Source organism: Myxococcota bacterium (genome assembly GCA_039030075.1).
In the GTDB taxonomy this organism is placed as follows: Bacteria; Myxococcota_A; UBA9160; order UBA9160; family SMWR01; genus JAHEJV01.
Genome location: JBCCEW010000017.1, coordinates 13,760 through 35,916, shown reverse-complemented (window position 1 = coordinate 35,916; position 22,157 = coordinate 13,760). Strand labels below are relative to the sequence as shown.

Sequence of the window (22,157 nt, the reverse complement as noted above, 5' to 3'; positions counted from 1 at the left end):
TCGGCGGGGTCTGCACCGACCCCGCTGCGCCCGCGACGCCCGGTCAGTGCCCGGGCGTCCCGCCCGTCTCCGCGGATTCCACCCGCTCGCGCGACGTCGCGTGCGCCGGCGCCGAGCGTTCCGCCGTCGTAAGGGCAGGGGACCGCCGGGCGCCGGTTGCCCCGTTGCAGCAAGCCCGCCGGTTCGGCTCGCCCTACGCCTGAAGCCCCCTGTTGGGCGGCGCCCCTCGTGTGGGGCGGGTTTCCTGTGTCGCCAGGCGGGCGCACGGCGACTCAAGAATCGAGTGTGAAACACCGAAACGATCAGTCAAATTGATAGGTGTTTCTCTTTTCTCAAGCTACCGCGCCCCGGTCCTCGGGGGCGCCGGGCGGGAGGAGATCGATGCTCGATTCGAATGCGCCTCGCGCTGTCTCGCACTGCCGCCGTGCGCGGTCGCGCGGTGCCTCCGCCCGGTGGGCCGGCTTCATTCGGCCGGCCTCTCGCGCGCGGGCCCGTCGCCTGGCCCATTCCGCCTGGGTGTTGGGACTCGTGCTCGCCGCGGCGGTGCTCCCGGCCAGCGCCGCGAGCCTGACCGTGGGGGTCGCCGACGTTCCCGGCAACGGTATTCCCTTCGGCTCGAACCTCGGGGCGGGCACCCGCTACCAGCAGATCTACGACGCTTCCTCGTTCTCGGGCGTGCTGCGGATCGAGGCCCTCTCCTTCTTTCAGGACGGCGCGGGCAATCTGCGCAGCGGCACCTACAGCGTGTACCTCACGACGACTTCGCTCGGGGTGAACGATCTCGACCTCTTCGACTTCGACGGGAATCTCGGGGCCGATGTCGCGCTGTTTCGGGTCCAGGCCCTCTCCGGCCCGGCCCCGGCCGTCCTGACGTTCGCGGGCACGTCCTTCGACTACGACGCGAGCCTCGGCAACCTGCTCCTGGACATCCGCATCACGGGAGCCGGTGCGAACCCCACCGGCGCGGCGAGGTTCGACGAGGACCGCACCGCGAACGGGGTCTTCTCGAAGGCCCACGACTTTGGCGCGGGCTTCGACGGTCGCGGGCTCGTTACCGAGTTCACGTTCACGCCGATCCCCGAGCCGACGCCGGCGGCGCTACTCGTCGCGGGGGTGGGGTTCTGGGCCTGGCGGCGACGCGCTCACTCGGTGCGGCGCGCGCCGACGTCGCCCGCCGGCTCGAGGTAGTCCGGGTAGCGACGCCGCACCACGGTGTGTTCACCGAGCTTCTCCATTCCGTGAAGGACGTCGCGGCGGCTGATCTGACCGAGTAGCTCCCCGTTCTCGACGACGGGCAAGCGCCGGATCGAGTGGGTGAGGAAGAACTGGGCGAGGCGGTAGATGTCCTCGTCCGGCCCCACGGTGATGAGCTCGGTGCTCATGTAGTCGGCGACCCGGCCATCCTCGTGGTGGTCGTCCCGGTAGAACTCCCCGGCGGTCAGGACGCGCAGGCAGTCGAGCTCCGAGCAGATGCCGACCAGCTTCCCGTTGGCGTCGAGGACCGGGGCCCCGGACACGCGGCTCTTCAGCAAGGCTTTCACGGCCTCGATGATGGGCATGTCGGGGGTGAGCGTCGTCAGCGAGGTCTTCATGATCTCGCGGGCGATCGGGATCGAGTGATGGGCTGTGACGCGTGCAGCTCGCATGGCGGTCCTCCGAAGCCGGTCCCGCCTCCGTGCCGGAGGCGAGCCGCCGACTCCTCCAGACTAACACCAAGACGTGCGGCTCGGGGCGCGTTGCAGCGGCTCTGGACGGGTAGGCAGAAGCGGCGCAAACGCGCGAATTTCGTTGGGTTCTGCTTCTCCCGACGCGGTCGCACGCCGCAGCAGGCAGTGCTGAGCCCGACTGCTAGCTTCCGGCCTCGCCCCGGGCGCGAGCGCTGCGTAGCGGGTTCGCAACAGCGCACGGGGGCCACCCAGCCCGCCACGTGGAGGAAGCCATGGGAATCTTGGACGGAAAGGTCGCCCTCGTGACGGGCGCCGGCGGCGGTTTGGGACGCGCACACGCGCTGTGCCTGGCGCGCGAAGGGGCGGCGGTCATCGTGAACGACCTCGGCGGCTCGGTCGACGGTTCCGGTGATGGCTCACGCGTTGCCGAGCAGGTGGTGAAGGAGATCCAGGAGGCCGGTGGTCGCGCGGCCCCGGATTTCGGATCGGTCACCAGCGAGGCCGACGCCGCACAGATGATCCAGACGGCGGTCTCCGAGTTCGGGAAGCTCGACATCCTGATCAACAACGCCGGCATCCTGCGCGACAAGTCCTTCAAGAAGATGAGCGAGGATCTCTGGGACTCGGTGATCGACGTCCACCTGAAGGGCACCTACTACGCCACGCGCGCGGCCTACGCCCAGATGGTCGAGCAGGGCAGCGGCGGTCGAATCATCATGACGAGTTCCACCTCCGGGTTGATCGGGAACTTCGGCCAGACCAACTACGGCGCCGCCAAGGCGGGAATCGCCGGGTTCATGCGCTGCCTCGCCATCGAAGGGGCGAAGGCGCAGATCACCGTGAACGTCCTCGCTCCCAACGCGTACTCGCGGATGACGGCCGCGCTGTTCCCGGAAGGGGCCGAGCAGCGCTTCGCGCCGGAGAAGGTGTCGCCGGCGATCGCCTGGCTGTGTTCCGACGAGGCCGCCGAGATCACCGGCCGCCAGTTCGTGATCAGCGGCAACCGTGTGACGCTGCTCTACCCCGCGGGCTTCCAGATCGCCGAGGGCGACATGGACAGCGCCGAGCCCTGGGACGTGGAAGAGATCGGCCAGAAGATCAAGGCGTCGATGGCCGACTGGCCGAAGGCGGCGACGGTTCCCGAACTCGTTTTCTAGAGAACCGCGTCGGCTTCGTCTCCGACACGCTCTCGCCGAACCCATCCAAGGAGAAGCCATGGACACATTCCCGCGCGCGGAGGTCGAAGAGGCCTATCACCACTTCGTCGCCGTCGGCGACGCGCAGGACTGGGATGCCTGGGCCGATCTGCACAGCGAAGATGGCGTTTGGATCGAGCACCATCTCGGCGTGATTCGCGGACGCCCGGCGATCCGCGAGATGATCCAGAAGACCATGGCGGCGGCGCCGCCGATGGAGTTTCCCGTCGAATGGCACGTCATCGAGGGGAACCGGGTCGTCTTCTACCCGTGGCAGGTGTTCCCGGATCCAACCGGCGGTAGCGAGGTGTTCCGCTTCGGCTGCGTCACGATTCTGGAGTACGCCGGAAACGGGCTCTGGTCGCTCCAGGAAGACCTCTACAACCCGCGCGAGGCCGAAGAGGTCGTCGGCCGCTGGCTCCGGGCGGGCGGCAAGCGCCCGGGCTGAGCCCGCCGCGACGGCGCGCGCGTCGGCGGCGTTGCCGCCGATGCGAACAGCCGCGCGGTCTTGTCGAGCAGGGCGGCGATCGAGAAGGGCTTCGCGAGGAACGCGATGCCGTCGGCCCGGTCCTTCCAGCCGCCGAGTTCATCGTTGTCGTAGCCCGAGATGAACAGAATCGGCAGGACGGGGCGGATCTCGCGCACGCGCTGGGCCACCTCGGAGCCACGCAGCTGCGGCATGACGACATCGGTGATGAGCAGATCGATCCGCTCGTCGTGCGCTTCGAGCCGGGCGAGGGCTTCCAGCCCGTCGCGCGCGGTCACGACCCCATAGCCCGCGCCGCGCAGCGCCCGCGCGATCAGCGCGCGGATGGTGTCGTCGTCTTCGGCGATCAGCACCCGGCCCGTGCCGGTGGATGGAAGGGCGCGCGCGACCGCCTCGTGCTGCTTGGCAACGGGAGCGGCGGCGCACGGCAGCTGCACGATGGCCGTCGTGCCCTCGCCGGGTTCGCTGCGGAGTTCGATCTCGCCGCCGAGCTGCCGGACCAGGCCGTGGGCGCTGGCCAGGCCGAGCCCGTTGCCGCGTCCCACGTCCTTGGTGGTGAAGAACGGATCGAAGGCGCGGCGTCGGATCGTCTCGGGCATGCCCTGGCCATCGTCGCGGACCTCGATCCGGACGCGCGTGCGACAGGGCTCGACGCCGGCGCGCAGGGTGATCGAGCCACGGCGCGCGATGGCGTCGCGCGCGTTGTAGACCAGATTGAGGAGCACCTGTTCGAGGCTGCGACGGTGTCCGTGGACCCAGCAGGGTTCGTGCCCCGAGTCCACCTCGAGCTCGACCTCTTCGCGCGTGAAGCTGCCGATCATGCGGTGGAGGTCGCGGAAGACGTCGCGGACGTCGAAGGTCGTCGACTCGACGGGCTGTTCCCGTCCGAAGGCGAGCAGCTGCTGCGTCAGGTGGGAGGCCCGGTCGGTGGCCTTCAGGATCTCGTCGCGGTCCTCGTCCTGCGGAAGCATCTGGGCGTGGCCCGCGATCGCGGTGAGCACGTTGTTGAAGTCGTGGGCGACGCCGGCGGCGAGCACGCCGATGCCCTCGAGGGTTTCGGCACGCTGGGTGCGATCGCGCTCGCTGCGCTCCCGCTCGATGTTGCGACACGCGATGATCCAATGGTGGGCGCTCTCGGGTTCGGGGTGGGGGATCGCGTAGCTCTCGCACCAGAGCCAGCTGCCGTCGGCGTGCAGCGCCCGGTGCTCGACCCGAAAACCGTCGGGCGCTTCGTCGCGGAGCACCTGCCGCAGGGGAACGGTCTCTTCGGGATGGACGAAGTCGAGCATCGGCAGGCCGACGAGCGCTTCGGGTGTGCGGCCGAGCGCACCGGCCACCGAGGGGCTCACGTAGGTGAGGATCTCGTCCTGCGCTTCGAGGATCCAGTGGAAGGCGGCGTCGCCCAGCACGCGCAGCCGGCGTTGCTCCCGCGAGGCCTGGTCGAGGGCCCGTCGCCGCGATGCCTCGATCATGGCCGCTCCGGCTCCGAGGAAGGCGGCGACGACGGGCGTGTTCCAGGCGGGCGGGAGGAAGCGGGGATCCTGGATGGCGATCGCATTCCACGAGGCCAGCGCGACCGCGACCGCGGTCCAGGCGAGTCCGGCGCGCGGTCCGAGCAGGTGGGCCGCCGCGAAGCCGATGCCGCAGAGGGCGATTCCGATGCGCGGATGGTCCGGTGCCGGCGTCGGCGTGAGCTCGATGGCCGCGATCGCCACGAACAGCAGGGCGTGTCCCGCCCAGTCGAGGCGACGGGTCAGCTGGAGGATCGGAATCGCGACGAGAACGCTGGCGCCTCCGGCGAGGCAGTACCAGGCCTGGGTGCCGGCGCCGATGGCGTGGAAGAGCACGAAGCAGACCACGCCCGACAAGGAAGCCAACAGGCTGCTGGCGACGAGCAGGCGTGCTCGAAACCGCCCATCCTCGCCGGTGGGCGACAGGTCGCGCGGAACCCAGCGATCGATCCGGTCCCAGAAGGACTTCAGTCCCCAACCCTTCATCCGTGCCTCTCGCTTCGCACCCTAGCGACTTCATTGGGTGTGCGAACCCGGGCGCAAGTTCGCTTGCGCCTCAGGCCTGCCCGCAGCTGCCGCAGCGTTGCCAATTTCTCTCCGAGCGGTCGCGGGCAGTTGGCGCCCCCGCTGCGGGCCGGTTGCCGGTTCGCTGCCGGTGGGGCCTCAAGGCCCCATGCGGGGGCGACGATTCTTGGCCTGGGCTCCACCTCTCGCAACGGAGCCGATAGGAGGCACATATGCCGAAGAACTCGTTCGTGGTCCGCAGTGCAAAGGACGAAGGTTGGATGGTGCAGGAGGAGGGCAAGAAGAAGCCCGAGAGCATGCACAAGAAGAAGGAGACGGCCGTGCGCCGCGGCCGCTCGATGGCGAAGCGCGCCGGCGGCACGCTGAAGATCAAGGGCCGCAACGGCAAGATCCAGGCGAAGCGCAGCTACGCGGCCTAGTGCCATACCGCGGCGCGCTCCCGCGAGCGCGTTTCGGAACCGAAGCCGGTGCACTCCGCGAGGGGCGCACCGGCTTTCGTGCGTTTCGGTCTCCGCTCGGGTGATCGGGCTAGGGCGCGTGGGTCTTCGCGAGTTCGCGGTAGAGGCCGATCGCGAGCGACGCGGTCACGCCCGTAAGGATGGGCCCCTCGACCGGGGGATCCAGCGCAAAGTGAGCGCGATCCGGTCGACCCTCGAAGCGGTAGAGGAAGTAGGCGCGAGAATCGACCAGCGACGCGAGCGGGATGCGCGCGATCGCGGCGACCTCGCCCGCGCGCGCGACCAGGGGAGCTGCCGCGTCGACCATCGCGACGACCGGGACGATGCGGAAACCGCTGTGGCTCACGTAGGGCCCCAGGCAGCCCAGCACCTCGACGCGTCCCGGGTCGAGGCCGATCTCTTCGCGGGCTTCGCGGAGCGCGGTGCCCACCGCGTCGGAGTCGTCCGGGTCGCTGCGGCCACCCGGGAACACCCAATGGCCGGGGTAGGAGATCGCGGCGTCGCGCTCGGTGACGATGACGTCGAGAGCGCCGGGCGTGGTGGTCACCCCCAACAGCACGGCAGCCGGAACGGCGCGCTCGCGGTCGGCTGCGCTCACCGCGGGTTCGACGTGGGGGTTCTCGAGGGCCTCGGCGCGTCGTCCCACGTCGCTCGAGAAGTGGGCGCGCAGCGAATCGGCTGTCACCGACAGGGCAGGGCGGCGCAGGGGCGAATCGCCGACCCGCGTCTTCTGGGCGCGCGCGAAGCGCTCGCGCATCTCGGGCGTCACGGAGCCGATCTGCATGGCCAGGGAGCGTCGGGGATCAGGCGGCGCGCTCGCTGCGGGCGGCGACCGCGGCCTTCTCGAAGCGAAGGGCGCCGTCCTCCAGCGGGGCGCGGCGGATCATCGCCTTGTCGGCCGTGTAGTTCTGGGTGTTGCGCCAGGGGGCGCGATCGCTCTGCTTCGGGAAGCGGTGCATCTCGCGCTGCATGTAGCCCGCCGAGAACCCCTCGATCCACGGGTGCTCGGGCATGCCCTGGTCCTCGTCGCGCAGGCGCGGCACGCAGACCTGGGTGCCGGTCTCCTGCATGTGGTTCAGCAGACGACAGGTGTATTCGGCGGTGATGTCCGCCCGCAGGGTCCAGGACGCATTGATGTAGCCGAAGGTCTGGATCAGATTCGGGATCCCCGAATACATCATGCCCTTGTAGGTGAAGGTCTCGTGGAAGTCGACGGGTGCTTCGTCCACGTAGAACTCGACCCCGCCGAGCAGCTTCAGGGTCAGCCCCGTCGCCGAGATGATGATGTCGGCTTCGAGGAACTCGCCCGACTCGAGCTGGATGCCCTTTTCGGTGATGCGCTCGATGTGATCGGTCACCACCGAGGCCGAGCCGCTCTTCAGCGCATCGAAGAGGTCGTCGTTCGGGATCAGACAAAGGCGCTGGTCCCACGGGTTGTAGCTCGGCGTGAAGTGCTTCTCGATGTCGAAGTCGGGACCGAGCTGCTTGCGCACGCGCTTGAGCAGGAAGTCCTTCACCTTCTCGGGTTGGGTGCGCGTGCGCTCGTAGACGCGCCGCTGGAGCACCACGTTCTTCCAGCGCGTGATGCGGTAGGCGAGGGACTCGGGAAGGATGCGCCGCAGGAAGTTGTTGAGGCGGTCCTCATCGGGACGCGACACGACGTACGTGGGCGAGCGCTGGAGCATCGTGACGTGGGCCGCCTTGTCGGTCATCGCGGGCACCAGGGTCATCGCGGTGGCGCCGCTGCCGATCACGACGACCCGCTTGCCCGTGTAGTCCAGATCTTCCGGCCAGAGCTGGGGGTGGAAGAGCGGACCCTCGAAGGCCTCCTCGCCGGGGAAGGGCGGGCGGTGCGGCTCCTCGTAGCTGTAGTAGCCGCTGCACATGGAGAGCAGGGTGCAGGTGATCGGCTCGCCGGGGGTGCCGTCCTTGCTGCGGGTCTCGAGCTCCCAGACCGCGCGCTCACTCGACCAACGCGCGCTCACGAGTTCACGATCGAACTGGATATGCTTGCGGATGTCGTTCTCGTCGGCCGTCTCGTTGACGTAGGAGAGGATCGACGGGCCGTCGGCAATCGCCTTGCGCGCCTTCCACGGCTTGAAGCCGTAGCCCAGGGTGTGCATGTCGCTGTCCGAGCGGATGCCCGGGTAGCGGTAGAGATCCCAGGTGCCCCCGAGCGCGTCGCGGCCCTCGAGGATCGCGTAGCTGCGTCCCGGGCACTGGGACTGGAGGTGGTAGGCCATCCCGATACCCGACAGGCCGGCACCAATGATCACGACGTCGAAGTGAGCCACGGGACCTCCGGTGGCGAGTGGGCGCGGCGTGGGCGCGAGAGGGCCCACGAGTCTCGCCATTCCCAGAATATAGAAAATTTTAGACTTGTAAAGGTTTCTCCCGGGCGCCAGAATCCCGGCGATGACCGGCCTGCGGGAGAAGAACAAGGCACGGCGCCGCGGAGCCATCCTCGATGCCGCCCTGACACTGCTGCGCGACGAGGCGATGGCATCGGTGACGATCGAGCGGATCGCGTCGCGAGCCGGCGTGTCTCCGCCCACGGTCTACAACCTCGTCGGGACCCGCGAGCAGCTGTGGGTTGCCCTGGTCGAGCGGGTGGTCGACGACCTGGTCGCGTCGTTGGCCGACCTGACGGCGGATGAAGACCCCGACCCGATCGGTCGCGCGCTGGCGGCGGTCGATTCGACGGTGGCGGCCTTCGTGTCCGAATCGGGGGCGTTCCGCCAGATCGCCCGCTCGCTGGGCGAATTTTCGGCGTCGGGCTCGCGCGTCTCCTTCGATCCGGTGCAGATCCACGTCTGGGCCATGCGCCGTGCTCAGGAGCTCGGCGTGCTCCGCCCAGACCTGGACCCCGAGGCGTTGGGCCGCCAGTCCTACCTCACCTACGTCGCAGCCCTGAATGGTTGGGCCGCCGGCGGATTGAGCGACCGCGGCTTCCGCATCGCCGCGCGCCACGGGCTCCTGACCGTCGTGGTGTCCGCGGTGAGCGAGGGCCACCGCGAGCGCTACCTGGAAGAACTCCGCCAGGTGTCGAGCCGCTTCGCGAAGGTGGCCTGGAACGCGGAGGCGACGGGCCGCTAGCGGCCCGGCCGGTGGGCAGCGGGTCGCTCCCCAGGTCGCTGGGGGGCGTGTTGCGTTCACGAAGAAACGCAACATGAATGTTGCAAATATGAATCGAGTGTGTACGATCCGTGCCATGGACACCGAGGCGCTGCTCTCCGGCTTCGAACAGGCGCTCGAACGCGATGGCTTCGCCGGGCTCACCCAGGAGGCCATCGCCGAAGAGGCGGGCGTCAATCGGGTCACCCTCTACCGACGGGGTGTGACGCGGGAGGGCCTCCTTGCCGAAGCGACGAAGGCACTCGCCGACGGCTTTCGCGCCGCGAGCCTCGAGCCGCTCACCGCGTCGGGAAACGCGCGTCTGCGTCTGGAGCGCTTAATGGCCGTGCTCTTCACTGCGATCGACGCACACGGAGCGCTGCTGGCGACCCTCTACGACGGCCCCGCGCTGCTCTTCCACTTCCGCGCAGACCCGGGAGCCGCGACGCGCCTGACGCGTTTCGAGTACACCCAGCCCTTCGCGCGGTTGCTTCGCGACGGGGCGGCCGACGGCAGCCTCGCGAGCGAAGATCCCGAGGCCGATGCCGAGCTCCTGTTCAACGCCGCGAGTTGGACCTATCTGCACCTCCGCCGCAGCCACGGCTGGTCGGCGCGGCGGGCCCGGACTGCGGTCGAGCGCCAGGCACTCGCGTTCGTGCTGCCTGCGGAGCGCTCGCAGGTCGTGGGCGAAGGGAAGCGGCGGAAGCGAGTCGCGCCATGAGAGGCTCGCTCCGGTGGGTAGGGACGCGCGTGTTCGCGCCGGGGGTCTTCGTCGCGGCGATCGGGGTTGCGATGGTGCTCTCGTTGCAGGGAGCAGCGCCGGCCTGGCTCGGCGTGCTGCTCGCGGCGGCGCTGGCTGCTTGTTTCGCTGCGGAACGGATGTGGCCCTACGAGCCGGTGTGGAATCGCGATCGCGGTGACGGCGACCGGGATCTCTTGCACGCGCTCGTCAACGAGGGCGCCACCGTCGCTTCGATCGCGCTCTTGCCCGTACTCGCGAGCTTCGCTGGGACAGGGCTCTGGCCCGAGCATTGGCCGCTGTTGGCCCAATGGGCGCTGGCTGTGGTCGTGGCCGACATGGGGATCACCCTCGCCCATGCGGCGAGTCATCGCTACGCCGCGCTCTGGCGCCTGCATGCCGTTCACCACAGCGTGACGCGGATGTACGGTATGAACGGCTGGATGAAACACCCGCTCCACCAGGGTCTCGAAACCCTCGCGGGTACCGCGCCGCTCATCGTCCTGGGCTTGCCGCAAACGGTCGCATGGCTGCTCGGGTTCTCGGTCGCGCTGCAGCTGCTCCTGCAGCACGCGAATCTCGAGATGCGACTCGGCGCGCTCGGGCGCTGGTGGGCGGTCGCGCCGGGGCACCGTCTGCATCACGTGGCTTCCACGGATGGAGACGTGAACTTCGGGCTCTTCACCCTCGTGTGGGATCGGATGCTCGGCACCTACCGGGCCCCCGAAGAGGCGGCTCCCCGCGACGGGGCGCTCGGCGTGGCGGATCGGTCCGACTATCCGGTCGCCTATCTGGCGCAGCTGGTGGAACCCTTCCGGCTGGCCCGCCGCTGGCGGCCTGCACCGCAAACGCGCTAGCTCCCAGGGGTTCCCCGCACCCCGGAGCTCCCATGGCCGATACCTCCACGACCCTGCCCGCAGCCGTCACCCAGTGGGTCGAAGCCATCGGGGGCGGGCGCATCACGACCTTGCGTCGGCACGTGGCGCGCCGCGAGGCCTGGATCGTCGATGTCGAACGCGGGGTCGGCGACACGCTCGAGGGCTTCCTGCGCATCCAACGCGATGCCGGTGGCCCGGACCCGCGGCGCCTCGAGCGAGAGACGCGGATCGTCGAGGCACTGGGCCGGGCCGGGATCCCGGTTCCGGCCGTACACGGCTGGAACCCGGAGCTGCGGGTGGCGCTCTTCGCACGGGACCCGGGACGCGCGGATCTCGACGCGGTCGAGGACGCCACCGTGCAGCGCGCCGTGCTCGAAGACTTCATGGATGCGATCGCCGAGCTCCACGCACTCGACCCGGCCGCGCTCGGACTCGACGACGTGCTCGGGCCCTTGCCGACGACGCCGGAACAGACGGCCCTCGGCGCGGTCGATGAGATCGCCGGCCAGTGGGACCGCTTCCTGTCGCGCTATGACGATCCGCTCACGATCTACGGGCTCGCCTGGCTGCGTCGCTTCGTGCCCCAGGAGGTCGCGCGCGTCTCGCTGGTGCAGGGGGACACGGGTCCGGTGAACTTCATGTTCCAGGGAAGTCGGGTCAGCGCGATCATCGACTGGGAGACCGGACACTGGGGCGATCCGATGGAGGACCTCGGCAACATCTGCGTCCGAGAGTTCTACAACCCCTGCGGCGGGCTCGAGGGGCTCTTCGAGCGCTGGGCTGCGCACACGGGATTCCCCTACACGCGCTTCGCGGCGCAGTACTACGCCGTCCACCAGAACGTGCGCGGCATGATTCCGATCCACGTCGTGTGTCATCACGCCCACGCCACCGAGTCCCTCGCCGCCTACCTCTGTTACCGCTATGTCGGCGACCGCGCGACAGCCGAGATGCTGGCGGCTGCCATGCAGATCCCGATCGAGCGTCCCGAACTCCCCGACGAGGATTCGGGCGACGACGATCTGCTCGCCCAGGCGGCGCTCCACAACCTCTCTCACGACATCACTCCGGCGCTTTCGGACCCGTTCGCGCGCTCGCGGGCCCGGGACACCGCGACCCTGGTGGCCTGCATCGATCGCCGGCGTCGCTACGGCGACCGCGTGGCTTCCCTCGAGTGCGACGACCTGGGAGCGCTCCTCGGGCGCCGGCCCGCGGATCGCGAGAGCGGGACCCGCGCGCTCTGCGAGGCGCTGCGCGAGGGGCGCTTGCCCGACGACGCCGTGATCCCCTACCTCGCGCGTCGCGCCTACCGCGACGAGTGGCTCCACGCACCGTCGACGGTCTTGTACCCGGACCGGGTCTGGTCCCCGATCGACTAGGCGGGCGCCGCGGTCGTGTCCGCGAAATCTCGCCTCGACGCCCGCCCGGCGTGTACTGTCCTTGGGGCGTGTGCAGGTCCGGCACGCGGCGTCGCCGCGGCGCGGGGAGGGCAGAGCATGGCGTTGCATCGACTGCTGGGAATCGAGATCGGGGCGCCCGATCCCGCGCATCTCGACGCCTTCTACCAGGAGATCGGGTTCACCGGGGGCGACGGCACCTGGGGTGCCGAGGACCAACCCGGCCAGATCCGCGTGGTCGACGCGCCCTACCGTCAGCTGCGAAGGGTGCGCGTCGGCTGCGAGAGCGAAGCCGACCTCGACGCGGCGGCCGCGCGACTCGAACGGCTCGGCCTCTCGTCTCGGCTCAGCGGAGGGGAGCTCCGATTGGTCGATCCGCACAATGGCTGGGAGTTCGTCGTCGAGCCCTGCGCCCCCTACGACGTCCCCGCGACGCCGAAGCGCTTCGTGAACCGACCCGGCGAGCGCGCACGCATCGGGCAACGCGCAGAGGTGCTGGTCGAAGCAAAGCCGCGCCCGCCGCGGCGGCTCGGACACGTCGTGGTCGGTACGCCGAAGCCGATCGAGACGATTCAGCTCGTCACCGAAGGGCTGGGCTTTCGGGTCTCGGATACGGTCGCCGGCGGGATCGGTGCGTTCCTGCGCTGTTCCCCCGACCACCACAATCTGCTGGTCGCACCGGGGCCGGTGCCGTATCTCAATCACTACGCCCTCGAGCACGACGACTTCGACGCGGTGACCCGCGCGGCCTCGGTGTATCTACGCGAACACGGCGACGACGTGCAGATCTCGGGGCCCGGTCGTCACCCGATCGGGGGCAACGTCTTCTGGTACCTCCGCGATCCGAGCGGGACCTTTTTCGAGTACTTCGCCGACATGGATCGCATCGTCGACGATGCGGCGTGGAAGATCGAAGACTGGGGTGTCGAAGGCACCTGGTCGATCTTCGGCGACGGCGTCCAGCCGGAGGTCTTCTTCGCGCCCGACGACATGGACGAGATCGTGGCTGGCTGGAACCGCGCCCAGACCTAGTCGAGGAGAGCATGCAGATCGAGTTTCATTTCGACTTCGGCAGCCCGAACGCCTACCTGAGTCATCGGGTGATCCCGAGGGTCGAAGAGCGGACGGGTGAACGCTTCCGGTACGTCCCGGTGCTGCTGGGTGGGGTCTTCAAGGCGACGGGCAACGCCTCGCCGGCCGTGACGCTGCAGGGGATCAAGAACAAGGGCGAGTACCAGGGGCTCGAGATGCGGCGCTTCCTGCGGGACCACGAGATCTCCGACTTCGCGCCGAACCCTCACTTCCCGGTGAACACCCTCCAGATCATGCGTGGCGCGATTGCCGCGGGGCGGCTCGGCGTCTTCGAGGACTACGTCGAGGCCGTGTTCGGTCACATGTGGGCCGAGCCCAAGAAGATGGACGACCCGGCGGTGATCGAAGCGGCGTTGCGGGAATCCGGGCTGCCGGTCGAGAAGCTGCTCGAGGGTGCGCAGGATCCCGACGTGAAGCAGGAGCTGATCGAGAACACGTCGGCGGCGGTGGAGCGCGGGGTCTTCGGCTCGCCGAGCTTCTTCGTGGGCGATGAACTCTTCTTCGGGAAGGACCGCCTGCGGGACGTCGAGGAGGAGATCCTGCGCCAGCGCGCGAAAGGCTGAGCTTCCCTCGGCCCGCGCCCCGCGTATGATGCGCGAGGACGTCCGCCGTCCCGACGACTTCCGCCACAGGAGACTCCATGGCTCGCGCACTCGAAGGCATCCGGGTCCTCGACCTCACCACCGCTCTCGCCGAGTCGACGGGCCGCGTGCTCGCCGATCTGGGCGCCGAAGTGATCAAGGTCGAGCCGCCCGGTGGCTGCGACGCCCGTTTCGCTCCGCCCTTCGCGGACGGCGGGAGCACGGATCCGAGCTCCGACCCGGAGGCCTCCCTCTTCTGGAAGCACTTCGGTCTCGGCAAGCGCAGCGTCGTGCTCGATCTCGACGATGCGGACGATCGCGCGTCGCTGCTGGCACTCGTCGATACGGCCGATGTCTTCCTCGAGTCCTTCACGCCGGGCGCCCTGGCGCGATACGGCCTGGACGAAGCTTCCCTGCGCCAGCGGAACGAGGCGCTGCTCTACGTGTCGGTGACCCCCTTCGGCCAGACGGGACCGTACGCGACGCACCCCGCCACCGACCTCACGCTCGCGGCGGCGGGCGGGCTCCTGAACCAACAGGGCGACGGCGATCGCGTGCCCTTGCCCGTCGGGGTCCCGGAAACTGCGCACCTCGGCGCTGTGCAGGCCGCGGCCGACGTCACCATGGCGCTCTACGCCCGCAGTCGCACCGGCCAGGGCCAGCATCTCGACACGTCGATCCAGGCGGCCGTGCTGTGGACCCTGATGTACGTAACCGACTTTGCGGCGCTGGGGCAGAACCCGCCGGGGTTCGGCGACGAACGCGCTACGCGTACCGGGGGCATGCCGATCGTGCCCGGCTTGACCCTGCCGTCGGTCGAACCGTGCAAGGACGGCTACGTCGTGATGGTGCTCGTGCTCGGCGCGCAGGGCGCGTTCGGGTTCAACGCGGCGATGCAGTGGATCGGGGAGCAGGGGGCCCTCGACGCGGATCTGATGGAGATCGACTGGCTCACCTGGATCCAGCAGCTCCAGGAGGGGACCCTCGAACTCGAGACGGCGAAGCGCGGTGTCGAACAGTTCCTGGCGCACCTGCGCACCATGACGAAGGGCGAGATCCACGAGCAGGCGGTGGCGCAGAAGTGGTTGATCGCGCCGGTCAATCTGGCGCCCGACCTGCTCGCCGATGCCCAGCTCGCTGCGCGGGACTTCTGGGTAGAGCAGGGCGACGTCCGGGTGCCCGGGCCCTTCGCGCGGCTGTCGAAGACCCCGATCGCGTACGAGCGCCCGGCTCCGACGCTCGGCGCCGATCAGGAGCTCGCCGCGTCGACCGAGCGTCGGCCGGATCCGGTGCACGTCTCGGCGCCCGCGCCGCGCGCGCAGATCTTCGAGGGTCTCAAGGTCGCCGACTTCTCCTGGATCGCGGCGGGCCCCCTGATCACGAAGGACCTGGCAAACCTGGGCGCCACCGTCCTGCGCGTCGAGACCGAGAAGCGCGTGGACACGCTGCGCTTCTTGCCGCCCTGGGTCGGCGATCCGGGGGTCACGACCGGCCACACCGCCGCGAACATGAACCAGTCGAAGCGCGGCATCGCCCTCGATTTCACCACCGAGCGCGGTCTCGAGGTCGCGCACCGCATGGTCGAATGGGCCGACGTGGTGATCGAGAATTTCACGCCCGGTACCGCCGAACGGCTGAAGCTCGACTATGAGACGCTGCGCGCCAAGAAACCCGACCTGGTGATGCTCTACACCTGCATGCGCGGACAGACGGGCCCCGAGCGCAAGCACACGGGCTTCGGCATCCACGGCGCTGCGCTCGGCGGTTTCGCGGGGATCACCGGCTGGCCCGACCGGAAACCGACGGCGCCCTGGGGCGCCTACACCGACTTCATCTCGCCGCGCTACGCGCTCGCCGCGCTGTGCTCGGCGCTCTACCACCGCGATCGCACCGGCGAGGGACAGCTGATCGACCTCTCCCAGATCGAGTGCTCGATCCACTACCTCGGGCCGATGCTGCTGGACTACCAGCGATCGGGTGCCGTGATCGATCGTGCGGGCCTCGACTCGAGCTGGGGCTGTCCCCATGGCGTGTACCGAACGCGCGAGTCCGAGCGCTTCGTCGCGATCGAAGTGCGCACCCCCGAGCAGTGGCGCGCCCTGGTGGCCGAGGTGCCGGCCCTCGCCGGGCTGGGCGGCGCCGACCTCGACGCCCTGTCCGCGCGCCAGGCGCTGCGCGAGAAGATCGAAGCGGCGCTCGTGGCGTGGTGCAGCGAGCGCGATGGGTTCGCGGCCGCCGAGCAGCTGCGCGAGAGCGGCGTACCGGCCTACCCAGTGCTCCGCGCGACCGACTTCCACGGAGATCCCCAGCTGGTGTCGCGCGAGTTCTTCATCGAGCTCGACCACGGTGGAATCGGGCGCAGCACCTTCGACGGCGCCGTCACCCGCTTCTCCGACATGCCTTCGCGGCCGTGGCGGGCCGGCCCGCTGATCGGGGAGCACACCTTCGAGATCATGCGCGACGTCCTCGGCTACAGCGACGAGGAGATTGCCGACATCGCGGCCACCGGCGCGCTCTCCTAGGCGGCAGGTCCTGGATGTTCGGTTGGTTTCGACGCAGGCGACGTCGGCGCGTGCGCGCCGAGCCCTTTCCCGCGCACTGGCGCCCGATCCTCGCGGAGCGGGTCCCGTACTTCGCGACGCTGCAGGAGGCACTGCGCACGAAGGTGGAGGGCGACCTCATGATCTTCGAGCGCGAGAAGGAGTTCGTGGGGGCGGGCGGGTTCGAGGTCGACGAAGAGGTGCGGGTCGTAATCTCGGCGGCTGCGGTGCGCCTGGTGGCTGAGCTCGACATCGCGGCCTTCGATCGGATGCGCGAGATCGTCGTCTACCCGGCGGCCTACCGGCACCCTGACAGCGACACGGTCGTCCTCGGCGAAGTGAGCCAGTGGCACACGGTGGTGCTGTCCTGGGAGGACGTGCTCGCGGGCCTCACGAACCCGGAGGACGGCCATGACACGGCGACCCACGAGTTTGCTCACGTGCTCGATCGCGCGTCCGGCGCCTTCAACGGCACGCCGCATCTACGGGCGCGCGCCGACTACGCGCCCTGGGGCCAGGTGTTGTCCCACTACTTCCTGCGCCTGCGCAAGAACGCGGGGAAACGACGCACCCTGCTGCGGACCTACGCGGCGACGAACGAAGCCGAGTTCTTCGCCGTGGCGACCGAGATGTTCTTCGAGCGCCCCGAGCTCCTGCGCAAGCGTGCGCCGGACCTCTACGAGGAGCTCGGGCGCTTCTACGGATTCTCCCTCGCCGATGGCGAGGTCGGAGGCGAGGCCGCGAACCGCGGCGACGGCTAACGCCCCACGCCGATTTCTGCCGCGACCATCCACAGCACCAGCGCGGCCCGCAGGCTCCAGGCGACCGTTCGCACCCAGTTGCTCGTGACCAGCCGACGATGCGCGCGGCCGTCGAACCCGGTCGAGAGCTCCTGGTGGCGGGGTACCTGCAGGAGAGCCGTCGAGATCCAGATCAGTGCGAGCAGCGCCGCGCCGACCCCGAGCGCGAGCCCTCCGGCGGCGGGGGTCGGCGTCCACGAGAGCCAGGCGAGGGTGCCCACCTCGAGCAGCATGGGCGGGCCCACCACCCAGGTCGTGAGGCGGGTGTGGGCGTTCTCGTAGGCCACGAACCCGTCCTCAGCGACGCGTCCGAAGAGCGGGTAGTGGACGACCTGGACGAACCAGATGAGCCCCGTCATGAACCAGGTGGCGCCCGCGTGGACGAGCAGCACGGCAGTCGGGTCGAGCATGCGCCCACACTAGCCGCGGGTGCGGGCTTCGACCTCGTACACCTCGTCGTCGGGCGCCTGGGTGCGGCGCTCGAATTCGCTCATCGAGTACGGCCACTGGGTGACGACGCGGCCGCCGGGTGTGCGGTAGTAGCCGTTGCAGTCGGCCTGCCAGACGCGGACGTTGTCGATCGCTTCCTGAACCTCGGCGTTGTAGCGGGCCATCGGCTCGGGGCGGACGTCCATCCACGCGAGATCTTCCCGCGCCAACCGTTCGATGTGCGACAGGGTGTATTCCACCTGAGACTCGATCATGGTCAGGATCGACCCGTTGTTCGTGTTGGGGCCGTAGAGCATGAAGAGGTTCGGGAAGCCCGAGGTGGTGATGCCGAGGTAGGCCTGTGCGCCGTCGGACCAGGCGGCGTCGATCGATTGGGCATCGCGCCCGCGGACATCGATCGCGGACAGGTACTTCGTCGCCGAGAAGCCGGTCGCGAGGATCAGGGTGTCGATCGATCTGCGCTCGCCGTCCCGGGTGACGATGGCGTCGCGCTCGATGTGATCGATCGGGTCGGTGACCAAAGTGAGGTTGGGTCGGTTGAAGGCGGGGTAGAAGTTGTTGGCGATCAGCGGTCGCTTGCAGCCGAGCGGGTGCTCGGGGGTGAGCTTCGCGCGCAGCTCCGGATCCTCGACCTGTGCGAGCTGCTCCAGCGACGCGGCTTCCATCTGGGCCAGGGCCTCGGGGTCGCTGAAGGTCATGCCCCCGTCGACCTGGTCGTAGATCTCCTGGCGTACCGCGAGAGCCGCGTTCGGATCGTTCTGGAAGTAGGCGATCTGCTCGTCGGTGTACGGATCGTCGAGCTTCGGCATCACCCAGTTCGCCGTGCGCTGGAAGAGGATCACCTGCTCCGCGTCCTGCACGATCTCCGGCACGAACTGCACGGCACTGGCGGCGCTCCCGATCACGCCCACCCGCTTGCCGCGGAGGTCGTGATCCCAGTTCCAGCGTGCCGAGTGGAAACGCGTGCCGGCGAAATCGGCCAGGCCGGGGATCTCGGGGTCGGCCAGTTCGTTGAACATCCCGACGGCGCTCACCACCGCGTCGGCTTCGACGCGATCCCCGGAGTCGAGCTCGAGTGTCCAGGAGGCGTTGGGTTCGTCCCAGACCGCCCGGCGCACTTCGCACCCGAAGCGACAGTGCGGCATCAGCTCGTACTTCTTCGCGAGCTGCTCCATGTACGCGAGGATCTCGGGCTGCGACGCGTAGGGTCGGGTCCAATCCCGCTTGATCTCGAACGAGAAGGAGTAGAGGGCCGAGGGGATGTCGCAGGCGCAGCCCGGATAGCGGTTGTGGTGCCACGTCCCCCCGACGCCGTCGCCCTTCTCGAGCAACACGATCTGGCGAAAGCCGGCCTGCTTCAGCCGGATCGCCATGCACAGACCGCCGGGGCCGGCGCCAATGATCGCGATGCGAAGGTCACGGGCGTGGGGGGTGTCGCTCATTCCAGGCGGCTCCGTCGGGTGGGCGAGGGAGGACCGGGCCGGCTTGGTCTCCGGCTTGTCTTCGATCCCGGTCCTGGTCGATCCGCATCGTAATAAATCAGCATTGACAAGGATGTCAAACACAATTGACTACGCGGGCCGGCTCTGGGTAAGGTCGCCCCATGAGCGCGTCCCCGGCGAGCCGCCCGGAGTCCGCGGCGTCACCCGCATCGGGACGGCGCCGGGGAGCTGCCCGATTCGCGCCCGCGTCGCCCGAAGCGTGGGAGCGCTATCGCGACAACGTGGCCCGCCACCTGATGGGGATCTCGCGGGATCTCCAGGCGCGGCTGATGCAGCGTCTCTCCGAAGAGTGCGGCTACCGCGCGCTGCGCCCGAGCCTCGGGACCCTGCTGTCCCTGGTCTATCTCGAGTCTCGTCCCCTCGGTGCGCTCGCGTCGCGCCTGGCGATCAGCAAACAGGCGTGTTCCCAGCTGGTCGCGCACGCCGCAGGCGGGGGCTACGTGGAGCGGCGCCCCGATCCCGTGGACCGGCGGTCGAAGCACGTCGTGCTCACCGATCGGGGCAGGGCGCTCGTCGAAGACGCGATCCGGATCATTTTCGACTGCGAGTCGATCTACGCCGACGTGCTCGGGGAGGGGGCGTACCGGCGCTTCACCCGCACGCTCGCCCGCCTCTTCGAGCTCGAAGTGCCGAGCCCGGCCGCTTCCGAGCTCACCGAGCGGGCGCGGCGGACGATCGGCGTCCTGCCCATGGTCGCCGAGCGCGTGCAACGCGACCTCATGGAGGCGACGCTCGCTCATGGACATCGCGGCCTCAAGATGTCCCACGCGCAGGTATTGCCGCTGATTGGTCCGGAGGGCGCGCGCGCCCACGTCCTGGCGAAGCTTCAGGGGGTGAGTCGTCAGGCGATCCACGCGACGGCGCGCGATCTGGAGGAGCTCGGCATCCTGGTGCGCGAGCCCGACCCGCGCGATCGGCGGGGTGCGCTCTTGCGCCTCACGCGTCGCGGCGGGCGCGTGCTCGAAGACTCGGTGGCGGCGATCGAAGGGCTCGAAGCCGCGTTTCGTGAGGTGCTGGGTGATGCGGGCTACGCAGAGCTCGCAGATGGGGCGCGCCAGCTCTTCCGCGCCCTGCACCTCGAGGAAGAGATCTTCGGTGCGCCCTCGGATCGCCCCACGACCGCGACTCCCGTCGCCGAGGGGGACACCGACATTCCGCGTTTGGCGCGTCGCCTGCGCCGCGAGCTGGGGCGTCGCGATGCCCTGCGGCTCGCCGCGCTCCTGGACGCCGACGCTTCGGGGAGCAACCCATGAGCTACGACTGGATGGCCACGTTGGTCTTCGTCGCCACTTTGATCGCCACGACGATCGTGGGTCGCTTCCTCGTCTTCCAGGTCCCGGTCCTGCAGCGGATGCGCGAGTTGAACCGCTCTGCCGACAAGCCGAAGCTCGCCCGCAAGCGCTTCCGCGAGGCCGTGGAAGAGAACAACCGCTACGGGTTGCTGACCAACGTCGTCTTCTACATCGCAATCCTGCCTTTCTGCATCGATCTCACGCCGCGTCCCTTGTGGCGTCACGCCGTCGACATCGTCGCCGTGCTGCTGGTCTTCGACTTCTTCTACTACTGGACCCATCGTTTCATCTTTCACGGAAAGCTCCTGCGCAAGGTCCACGCGCTGCATCACCAGGCGCGCACGCCCACCTACGTCGATGCGCTCTACGTGCACCCGCTCGAGACCTTCATCGGCCTGTGCCTGTTCCTGGGGGCGATTCCGCTGGTAGCGGCCGTCGCCGGGGCGCCCCTGAGTGCCTACTCGATGGCGATCGCCACGCTGCTCTTCACCCAGCTGAACACTCTCAACCACACCTTCGTCGACTTGCCGCAGCAGCCCTGGCGCGTGCTCCGCTACATCACCGGTGTTCACGCCGCCCACCACGTCGACATGAACCAGGGCAACTACGCCACGCTCACCATGTTCTACGACTGGCTATTCGGCACCTACGAACGGCCGGTGAACCGCAGCACGCCCTGAACGGGCCGAACCCCGCTTCCGACGAGACAGGATCCGACGACACAGGAGCCTCGATGCGCGATCTACCCGACGTCAGCAACCCCGATGCCTTCGCCGATGGCTTTCCCCACGAGCTGTTCCGCGAGCTGCGCAACGAAGGTCCCCTTCACTGGCACGAGGGCGACTACCTCGGCGGGCCCGGCTACTGGGTCGTCTGTCGCTACGACGCGATCAAGGAGATCTCGCGTCAGCCGGAAGTCTTCAGTTCGGCGGCGGGGAGCAGCATCGAGACGAACGGCGAGAACTTCCAGTCGATGATCAGCATGGATCCGCCGGATCACCGGCGTTTCCGGTCCCTCGTCGCCAGTGGTTTCACGCCGCGTCAGATCGCGGCCCAGGAGCCCCATCACCGCGAGATCGTGAAAGCGATCCTCGATGCCGTCGTCGACCGCGGGCACTGCGACTTCGTCGTCGATGTCGCCGCCGAGCTCCCGCTCCGCGTGATCGCCGAGCTCCTCGGTGTGCCCCAGTCGGCCTGCCGCGATCTCTTCGACTGGAGCAACCGAATGATCGGCAACCAGGACTCCGAGTACGTCGTGGGGATGGAGGAGGCCACGAAAGCGGCGCAGGAGATGTACGTCTACGTGAACGGGCTCGCCGAGGAGCGTCTCTCCGAGCCCCGGCAGGACCTGATGAGCGCCATGCTTCACGGGGAGGTGAACGGCCAGCGTCTCAGCACGATGGAGTTCGATTCCTTCTTCCTGTTGCTGTCGGTGGCGGGCAACGAAACCACCCGCAACCTGATCGCCCACGGTCTGCTGCTCCTGATGGAACACCCCGAGGCGTTGGAGCGTCTGCGCGCAGACCGCAGCCTCCTGCCCGGCGCGATCGAGGAGATGCTCCGCTTCAAGTCGCCCGTGATCTACATGCGTCGGACCGCACTCGAGGACACGACCCTTGGCGGCCAGAGCATCCGCAAGGGCGACAAGCTGCTGCTCTACTACCCGAGTGCAAACCGTGAAGAGGAAGTCTTCGAGGATGCGGATCGCTTCTTGATCGACCGCCCGAACAACCACCACCTGGCCTTCGGCGTCGGGGAGCACTTCTGTATCGGGACGCACCTGGCGCGGCTCGAAACCCGGGTGATGTTCGAAGGCGTGCTCGATCGCATGCACGACCTCGAGCTCGCCGGGCCGATCTCGTACCTCCGGTCGAACCTCATCGACGGGATCAAGCACATCCCATTGAAGTTCACGGGGACCGCGTAAT

Annotated in this window: 21 protein-coding genes; 15 read left to right on the top strand and 6 right to left on the bottom strand. The window is 68.8% G+C overall.

Annotated features, from left to right (window positions below):
- Positions 1-516 precede the first annotated feature (516 nt).
- Positions 517-1,188 carry a PEP-CTERM sorting domain-containing protein gene (locus AAF430_17430; GenBank protein ID MEM7412013.1) on the top strand — a complete coding sequence of 224 codons (672 nt, stop codon included), beginning with the start codon at positions 517-519 and terminating at the stop codon, positions 1,186-1,188.
- Here AAF430_17430 and AAF430_17425 read toward each other — a convergent pair.
- Positions 1,143-1,646: a CBS domain-containing protein gene (locus tag AAF430_17425; GenBank protein MEM7412012.1), complete on the bottom strand. Its 504-nt coding sequence runs from the start codon at positions 1,644-1,646 to the stop codon at positions 1,143-1,145. The genes AAF430_17430 and AAF430_17425 overlap by 46 nt on opposite strands.
- Positions 1,647-1,939: 293 nt before the next feature.
- On the opposite strand from AAF430_17425, the gene AAF430_17420 reads away from it, so the two are divergent.
- Together AAF430_17420 and AAF430_17415 are read left to right on the top strand one after the other, a co-directional pair.
- The gene (locus AAF430_17420; GenBank protein MEM7412011.1) at positions 1,940-2,824 is read left to right on the top strand and encodes an SDR family NAD(P)-dependent oxidoreductase; all 885 of its coding nucleotides are present in this window, start codon (positions 1,940-1,942) and stop codon (positions 2,822-2,824) included.
- Positions 2,825-2,882: 58 nt separating this feature from the next.
- Entirely contained in the window at positions 2,883-3,311 is a 429-nt protein-coding gene (locus tag AAF430_17415) for a nuclear transport factor 2 family protein (protein ID MEM7412010.1), read from the top strand.
- On the opposite strand, the gene AAF430_17410 is transcribed toward AAF430_17415, so the two are convergent.
- Positions 3,242-5,347 carry an ATP-binding protein gene (locus AAF430_17410; protein ID MEM7412009.1) on the bottom strand — a complete coding sequence of 702 codons (2,106 nt, stop codon included), beginning with the start codon at positions 5,345-5,347 and terminating at the stop codon, positions 3,242-3,244. The genes AAF430_17415 and AAF430_17410 overlap by 70 nt on opposite strands.
- A 251-nt stretch (positions 5,348-5,598) precedes the next feature.
- On the opposite strand from AAF430_17410, the gene AAF430_17405 reads away from it, so the two are divergent.
- On the top strand, positions 5,599-5,805 hold the full coding sequence (locus AAF430_17405) for a DUF2188 domain-containing protein (GenBank protein ID MEM7412008.1): 207 nt from the start codon (positions 5,599-5,601) through the stop codon (positions 5,803-5,805).
- Positions 5,806-5,914: 109 nt separating this feature from the next.
- On the opposite strand, the gene AAF430_17400 is transcribed toward AAF430_17405, so the two are convergent.
- Together AAF430_17400 and AAF430_17395 are read right to left on the bottom strand one after the other, a co-directional pair.
- A complete protein-coding gene (locus tag AAF430_17400) occupies positions 5,915-6,628 on the bottom strand; it encodes a CoA pyrophosphatase (GenBank protein ID MEM7412007.1) in 714 nt (237 codons plus the stop codon).
- A gap of 19 nt (positions 6,629-6,647) precedes the next feature.
- Positions 6,648-8,198, bottom strand: coding sequence for an NAD(P)/FAD-dependent oxidoreductase (locus tag AAF430_17395; GenBank protein MEM7412006.1), 1,551 nt, complete (start codon positions 8,196-8,198; stop codon positions 6,648-6,650).
- A 61-nt stretch (positions 8,199-8,259) separates the two neighbouring features.
- Here AAF430_17395 and AAF430_17390 point away from each other — a divergent pair, with 61 nt between their 5' ends.
- From AAF430_17390 to AAF430_17355, 8 genes are all read left to right on the top strand, one after another.
- Positions 8,260-8,940 carry a TetR/AcrR family transcriptional regulator gene (locus AAF430_17390; protein MEM7412005.1) on the top strand — a complete coding sequence of 227 codons (681 nt, stop codon included), beginning with the start codon at positions 8,260-8,262 and terminating at the stop codon, positions 8,938-8,940.
- A gap of 115 nt (positions 8,941-9,055) precedes the next feature.
- Positions 9,056-9,679 carry a TetR/AcrR family transcriptional regulator gene (locus AAF430_17385; protein MEM7412004.1) on the top strand — a complete coding sequence of 208 codons (624 nt, stop codon included), beginning with the start codon at positions 9,056-9,058 and terminating at the stop codon, positions 9,677-9,679.
- A complete protein-coding gene (locus tag AAF430_17380; GenBank protein ID MEM7412003.1) occupies positions 9,676-10,554 on the top strand; it encodes a sterol desaturase family protein in 879 nt (292 codons plus the stop codon). Before AAF430_17385 ends, AAF430_17380 begins: the two co-directional genes overlap by 4 nt.
- Before the next feature lie 32 nt (positions 10,555-10,586).
- Entirely contained in the window at positions 10,587-11,954 is a 1,368-nt protein-coding gene (locus tag AAF430_17375; protein ID MEM7412002.1) for a phosphotransferase, read from the top strand.
- 117 nt (positions 11,955-12,071) lie between these two features.
- Complete coding sequence (locus tag AAF430_17370) at positions 12,072-13,004, top strand: VOC family protein (protein ID MEM7412001.1); 933 nt, start codon at positions 12,072-12,074, stop codon at positions 13,002-13,004.
- Positions 13,005-13,015: 11 nt separating this feature from the next.
- Positions 13,016-13,627, top strand: a complete 612-nt coding sequence (locus AAF430_17365) for a 2-hydroxychromene-2-carboxylate isomerase (GenBank protein MEM7412000.1) — start codon at positions 13,016-13,018, stop codon at positions 13,625-13,627.
- Between the two features lie 77 nt (positions 13,628-13,704).
- Positions 13,705-16,167 carry a CoA transferase gene (locus AAF430_17360; GenBank protein ID MEM7411999.1) on the top strand — a complete coding sequence of 821 codons (2,463 nt, stop codon included), beginning with the start codon at positions 13,705-13,707 and terminating at the stop codon, positions 16,165-16,167.
- A 14-nt stretch (positions 16,168-16,181) separates the two neighbouring features.
- The gene (locus AAF430_17355) at positions 16,182-16,946 is read left to right on the top strand and encodes a M90 family metallopeptidase (protein ID MEM7411998.1); all 765 of its coding nucleotides are present in this window, start codon (positions 16,182-16,184) and stop codon (positions 16,944-16,946) included.
- Here the strand turns inward: AAF430_17355 and AAF430_17350 are convergent.
- Together AAF430_17350 and AAF430_17345 are read right to left on the bottom strand one after the other, a co-directional pair.
- Positions 16,943-17,395: a hypothetical protein gene (locus tag AAF430_17350; GenBank protein MEM7411997.1), complete on the bottom strand. Its 453-nt coding sequence runs from the start codon at positions 17,393-17,395 to the stop codon at positions 16,943-16,945. The genes AAF430_17355 and AAF430_17350 overlap by 4 nt on opposite strands.
- Positions 17,396-17,404: 9 nt before the next feature.
- Positions 17,405-18,877 carry an NAD(P)/FAD-dependent oxidoreductase gene (locus AAF430_17345; protein MEM7411996.1) on the bottom strand — a complete coding sequence of 491 codons (1,473 nt, stop codon included), beginning with the start codon at positions 18,875-18,877 and terminating at the stop codon, positions 17,405-17,407.
- 281 nt (positions 18,878-19,158) lie between these two features.
- Between AAF430_17345 and AAF430_17340 the strand changes: the two genes are divergently transcribed.
- From AAF430_17340 to AAF430_17330, 3 genes are read left to right on the top strand one after another with little or no spacing between them, the layout of a single operon-like run.
- Positions 19,159-20,190, top strand: coding sequence for a MarR family transcriptional regulator (locus AAF430_17340; protein ID MEM7411995.1), 1,032 nt, complete (start codon positions 19,159-19,161; stop codon positions 20,188-20,190).
- Positions 20,187-20,909 carry a sterol desaturase family protein gene (locus tag AAF430_17335; protein MEM7411994.1) on the top strand — a complete coding sequence of 241 codons (723 nt, stop codon included), beginning with the start codon at positions 20,187-20,189 and terminating at the stop codon, positions 20,907-20,909. Before AAF430_17340 ends, AAF430_17335 begins: the two co-directional genes overlap by 4 nt.
- Positions 20,910-20,962: 53 nt before the next feature.
- Complete coding sequence (locus AAF430_17330; protein MEM7411993.1) at positions 20,963-22,156, top strand: cytochrome P450; 1,194 nt, start codon at positions 20,963-20,965, stop codon at positions 22,154-22,156.
- Position 22,157 lies beyond the last annotated feature (1 nt).